The following is a 4,111-nucleotide window of genomic DNA, read 5'->3' on the forward strand; positions in this document are numbered from 1 at the left end:
CTCTTTTTAACTTAGCGATCTGTCTATCAGATTGCTTTTTTCTTTTTCCACTATACGGATATCGTCTTGGTCTCATTTTCTTTCCCTCCCTACGCTTGACTAAATGCGTTCAGTTCCATGATTTTCATCTTGGTATTGGTGCTTGGCTCCCACGTCATCCAGTAAGCTAGAGCGGCATCCGCATGCTTCTTGGGTAGCAAGTCATAGCGACTAATGTTGAAGTGGTCTTTAAAGTCAATCTCAGCTTGTCTAAATACCGACTGAGCAAAAATCTTATCCGCATAAGCTGGGCTATCAATGCCACCCAGGCAAGCCACAACCCTAGCCTTACGCTTCTTCAGGAGCGACTGAGCATAGCTTGGATGAATCGGTTGCTCACTCTTGAGGTAGTCGATATCTTCCAACATGCTAGTCTGTTGCTCACGCAATTTCTTCTGTCCAGTAAAGAGAGCGATAAAAGCATCCTCGTCCAAATCCTCGCGAATAAATCCGCCCTGCTTACGAATAGCTGGCAAGACCTCTGATGTCACCCAGCGCTTGAACTCCTTAGCTTGAGGCAACTTGCTGGATAAGATAAGAGAGTAGAGACCAGATTCGTTGATGATCAACATATCTTGTGTTCCACCACTAGTAGGGATGCCCTGTTTTAGGGCGTCCTCTTCATCAACGTGAAGAGCAATCGCATTTCTAGCCTTGCTATATCCTAGGATGTCTGCAACATCTTTCCCAACGAACCACGGCTCGTCATCAATTGTCAAAGTACGGACTTCCTGCCCGTGAAAATTAAAAATTTCGTTCATAAAGTTCCTTTCTAAATTTGGTATAATGAAAATAAAACTCGCCAGAGCTATTTAAGTAAAGTATTTTTAAACGACTGTTTGACAGATACTATATGAGGCGCTTCACGGTTATTTATATAATCAACCTGAATAAGTGTCTCTGGCACTTCATCTTTCTTTGTTTCCCAAATTATCTTGATACCTTGAAGACAAATATCTTCTGTTTGAAAATCAACCCCGTTCAAAATAACTCGTGGAATACTAGAGTCGCTATCTATCTTAATTTCTAAATTTTGAATTGGTAGTAAATTTTTTGATAGGCTGCTCATATCTCTTTCCTTCCTATTGTTCTCCCCATTTTGCTATAATTAAAGCAGATCCTTGAGAAATTCTTCAAGTTCCTTACGCTGAGACTCAGCAAGCTCTGCTCTTTCAATAGCTTGTTGAGTCATCAGTGTTTTAAGACTACTACTTAATTTTTTTCTATCGATGTAACTATTTTTAAATCCCTTATTTGCCATCTCTTCCTCTCCTTTCTATTTTTCTCTCCTTTTTGCTATAATAAAAGCAGAAAGGAAGTGATCTAATGCCACAAATCACCAATGATAATGTCCAGATTTGGACACTCTATATCACAGTAATAATTGCAGTTATCGGTTTTGTTTTTAATACCATTTCACTCTGGCAAACAAAGAAAGCTACAGAGGATATGGCAAAGCCTTATATTAATGTTTATGTAGATGTCTATGCAGTTAAAAATCAACAACGTACCTTTGTTTTTAAAAACTTTGGCCAAACTCCAGCATATATAGATAATATTCAGATAGATGGCGAATTGGATCCATTGAATTCTGTACACCGCTTCAACTCACTTATCGGAAATATGATTGCCCCAGGACAAAAATTTACATCATCAATAGACCCAGATTATAAAGGTCGAATTACACTGACAATTACTTACTCCGATAGCAAGAAACACAAATATATAGACAAGTTTGTACTTGATGCTACATTGGCATCTGCAATGTTCTACACTGTAAACGAGAGCAATAAAAGCGATTCTCCAGCTACAGCTATCAGACAATCGACCATGGCTCTATTACGCGATCTACGATAGAACCATCTCCGAGCGATTTTACAGTTCAAACATCACGTAAGAATTCAATTTTTATCTCAACAGTTTCATCGTCAAGTGTATTGGCGATGATTTTATTTTTTGCGTCAATCGCTTCGTTCAAGTCTTTACAAGTTAATTCATAAAATACATTTACATTTGCATTCATCTCTTCCCCTCCTACTCCAGCACCTTACTGCCGACTACCAATCGTTTAACGACAACGTCCATCTCCTTAAATTCGGCATTCTCTGCACAGTAGCGGACGCTCTCGCTGATGATGTGACAAATAGATACGCCGTATTCGTTCGCCAGCTCCGTAGCAATCTCCCAGGCATCTTTGTCAATCCGTGTTACTTTTTGCGCTGCGTTGTTCATAGTATTTCCTCCTACAACATATCTTCCACCCTACACCCTAGCGCCTTAGCGATGACCACCGCCTGCGACAGCGTCACTGCCTTCAGGTCGTTCTCGATCCGTGACAAGGTCGTGTAGTCTATCAAGGTTCGCTTAGCAAGCTCACGCAAGCCCAGCTTTTGAGCCGTTCTCAGCTCCCTCATTTTCGCTCCATACATTGACTTTTTCCTTTCTACTAATAGGTCTTTTCAAAACTGTTGGTACTTGTCAACAGTTTTGATAGAATTATTCTATCGATTTTGAAAAAAGTTTGACCTTTTTGATGTTTCCGTTTTGGTGACTATCTTGGTAAAAAAATTTCTTGCAATGGTTTATTAAAAAAACTATGCAAGAAAAACATTTCATCTTGAGTAAAAGGACGTTGCCCCTTTTCTTTCTGACGATATGCCGTTTCGGATATCCCAAGTTTATCTGCCAAATTTTTTTGCGTCAATCCTTTGGATTTACGTAATTCATACAAAAGTATTTGCAAATCATAACCACCTCCCTATCTGAAAATTAAATATAAAATTAGTACGATAATACCAGACCAGAACAATATACTCGGAATAAGTCCACCTCGAATTTCCAAGGAAGTTTTTGCATGATTGTCTTGATTTATCTTTTCGTAATCAAAGTTACCAAACAAGAATTTTTTCCAATCCATATTTTTCTCCTTTTTCTTGCAGGAGATACAGCCTATATGATACAATGACAGTACCCCTTTAAAGGGGAGGGGCTTTAGGTCAGCCCCTTGTAAACTTCTACCACTCTATTGAGTAGTGAAGTTCGAATTTGAACCAGAGAATTTGGATTTTTAAGCCGAATTCTCTTTTTTTAGGTCTTTGTTCCTGTCGCCTCATTGGCTGCACCTCCTTTTTTATTTGGTTGATTATCTCAACCATGATTTAATTATATCACCGTTTTGGTGACAAGTCAACACTTTTTTAATGAAAAAATAAAAAAAGTTGCGTTTTCGGTGACTTTTTTATATAATCTACATATAACATAACAGGAGTAAAAAATATGGACTTAAAAAAATACATAGGAAATCAGATAAAGCTATTCAGAAAATCATCTGGTTTTACTCAAGATGAACTTGCTCAAAAGCTAAATACAACAAAACAAACCATTAGTAGATATGAAAAGGGGGAGCGTAAAGCTAATCAAGATATGCTATTTTCTCTATGCGATATTTTGGGTGTAAGTATTGATGACTTCTTTCCATCTATTAGTAATAATTCTGCCACCCCCACAGCGTCCCCAGATTTGCTCACACAGCAGATAACGGACAAGGTGGTACAATTAACCCCAGATAATAAAAAAATCGTCCTACGGACTTCTGAGGAGCTTCTGAAGAGTCAAGACGCAAACGGCGAGATGTACACAGAGAAAAACGAAGAAGAAACGAAGAAAAACGAAGTATCGGAAGTTATCAGCTTGTACCAAGTTGAGGTTGTATCTGAGACGGCAGCAGCTTCTGGATTTAACTATGGATTTGGCTACGACGATACAGACAGAGAGACTATAGAGGTTGACGAGCAACCACCACGTCACGATATTGCGACTAAGGTAAGTGGAGACTCCATGCAACCTGACTACCAAGACGGAGATATTCTCTATTTAGTAGACAAAGGACTGACCACCTACAACGGAGATTTGGCAGTTATCGCATATGGAGACCGTTCTTACTTCAAAAAGATATACACCGAAAACGGACGCTTACGCCTAGTGTCGCTCAATGACAAGTACGAAGACATCATCCTAGACTTCCCACCAGCCGAAGACACACACATCAAGATTTATGCAGTTATCGGGGTGT

The 4,111-nt window shown here is 39.1% G+C and carries 10 protein-coding genes; 2 read left to right on the forward strand and 8 right to left on the reverse strand.

Going from position 1 to position 4,111, the window contains the following annotated elements; all coding sequences use genetic code 11:
- Nucleotides 1–89 precede the first annotated feature (89 nt).
- Genes HT703_RS09685 through HT703_RS09695 form a run of 3 tightly spaced genes read right to left on the reverse strand, consistent with a single transcriptional unit; the run spans nt 90 to nt 1,300 of the window.
- Nucleotides 90–800 carry an ORF6C domain-containing protein gene (locus HT703_RS09685; protein ID WP_023937084.1) on the reverse strand — a complete coding sequence of 237 codons (711 nt, stop codon included), beginning with the start codon at nt 798–800 and terminating at the stop codon, nt 90–92.
- A 47-nt stretch (nt 801–847) separates the two neighbouring features.
- Nucleotides 848–1,108 (reverse strand): hypothetical protein, encoded by a 261-nt coding sequence (locus tag HT703_RS09690; protein WP_000097024.1) that lies wholly within the window; start codon nt 1,106–1,108, stop codon nt 848–850.
- Between the two features lie 39 nt (nt 1,109–1,147).
- Nucleotides 1,148–1,300 carry a hypothetical protein gene (locus tag HT703_RS09695; protein ID WP_001284486.1) on the reverse strand — a complete coding sequence of 51 codons (153 nt, stop codon included), beginning with the start codon at nt 1,298–1,300 and terminating at the stop codon, nt 1,148–1,150.
- 65 nt (nt 1,301–1,365) lie between these two features.
- Between HT703_RS09695 and HT703_RS09700 the strand changes: the two genes are divergently transcribed.
- Nucleotides 1,366–1,896, forward strand: a complete 531-nt coding sequence (locus tag HT703_RS09700) for a hypothetical protein (protein WP_001135683.1) — start codon at nt 1,366–1,368, stop codon at nt 1,894–1,896.
- 25 nt (nt 1,897–1,921) lie between these two features.
- Here the strand turns inward: HT703_RS09700 and HT703_RS09705 are convergent, their stop codons facing one another.
- The 5 genes from HT703_RS09705 to HT703_RS09725 form a co-directional block, all read right to left on the reverse strand.
- Complete coding sequence (locus tag HT703_RS09705; RefSeq protein ID WP_000993373.1) at nt 1,922–2,062, reverse strand: hypothetical protein; 141 nt, start codon at nt 2,060–2,062, stop codon at nt 1,922–1,924.
- A gap of 11 nt (nt 2,063–2,073) precedes the next feature.
- Nucleotides 2,074–2,271 carry a hypothetical protein gene (locus tag HT703_RS09710; RefSeq protein ID WP_001057654.1) on the reverse strand — a complete coding sequence of 66 codons (198 nt, stop codon included), beginning with the start codon at nt 2,269–2,271 and terminating at the stop codon, nt 2,074–2,076.
- 11 nt (nt 2,272–2,282) lie between these two features.
- Nucleotides 2,283–2,468: a helix-turn-helix transcriptional regulator gene (locus HT703_RS09715; RefSeq protein WP_000274132.1), complete on the reverse strand. Its 186-nt coding sequence runs from the start codon at nt 2,466–2,468 to the stop codon at nt 2,283–2,285.
- 122 nt (nt 2,469–2,590) lie between these two features.
- Entirely contained in the window at nt 2,591–2,782 is a 192-nt protein-coding gene (locus HT703_RS09720; protein ID WP_054388315.1) for a helix-turn-helix transcriptional regulator, read from the reverse strand.
- Nucleotides 2,783–2,797: 15 nt separating this feature from the next.
- Nucleotides 2,798–2,956: a hypothetical protein gene (locus HT703_RS09725; RefSeq protein ID WP_166727863.1), complete on the reverse strand. Its 159-nt coding sequence runs from the start codon at nt 2,954–2,956 to the stop codon at nt 2,798–2,800.
- 359 nt (nt 2,957–3,315) lie between these two features.
- On the opposite strand from HT703_RS09725, the gene HT703_RS09730 reads away from it, so the two are divergent.
- Nucleotides 3,316–4,111 (forward strand): XRE family transcriptional regulator (locus tag HT703_RS09730; protein ID WP_172930058.1); only part of this gene is annotated, 796 nt, incomplete at its 3' end.

This window comes from Streptococcus sp. 3874 (assembly GCF_013276425.1).
Lineage (GTDB): Bacteria > Bacillota > Bacilli > Lactobacillales > Streptococcaceae > Streptococcus > Streptococcus pseudopneumoniae.

Bases quoted from the DNA above. Each gene is read 5' to 3' on its own strand.
- HT703_RS09685 (WP_023937084.1), bottom strand. From the start codon at position 800: ATGAACGAAATTTTTAATTTTCACGGGCAGGAAGTCCGTACTTTGACA.
- HT703_RS09715 (WP_000274132.1), bottom strand. From the start codon at position 2,468: ATGTATGGAGCGAAAATGAGGGAGCTGAGAACGGCTCAAAAGCTGGGC.
- HT703_RS09695 (WP_001284486.1), bottom strand. From the start codon at position 1,300: ATGGCAAATAAGGGATTTAAAAATAGTTACATCGATAGAAAAAAATTA.
- HT703_RS09700 (WP_001135683.1), top strand. From the start codon at position 1,366: ATGCCACAAATCACCAATGATAATGTCCAGATTTGGACACTCTATATC.
- HT703_RS09725 (WP_166727863.1), bottom strand. From the start codon at position 2,956: ATGGATTGGAAAAAATTCTTGTTTGGTAACTTTGATTACGAAAAGATA.
- HT703_RS09705 (WP_000993373.1), bottom strand. From the start codon at position 2,062: ATGAATGCAAATGTAAATGTATTTTATGAATTAACTTGTAAAGACTTG.
- HT703_RS09690 (WP_000097024.1), bottom strand. From the start codon at position 1,108: ATGAGCAGCCTATCAAAAAATTTACTACCAATTCAAAATTTAGAAATT.
- HT703_RS09710 (WP_001057654.1), bottom strand. From the start codon at position 2,271: ATGAACAACGCAGCGCAAAAAGTAACACGGATTGACAAAGATGCCTGG.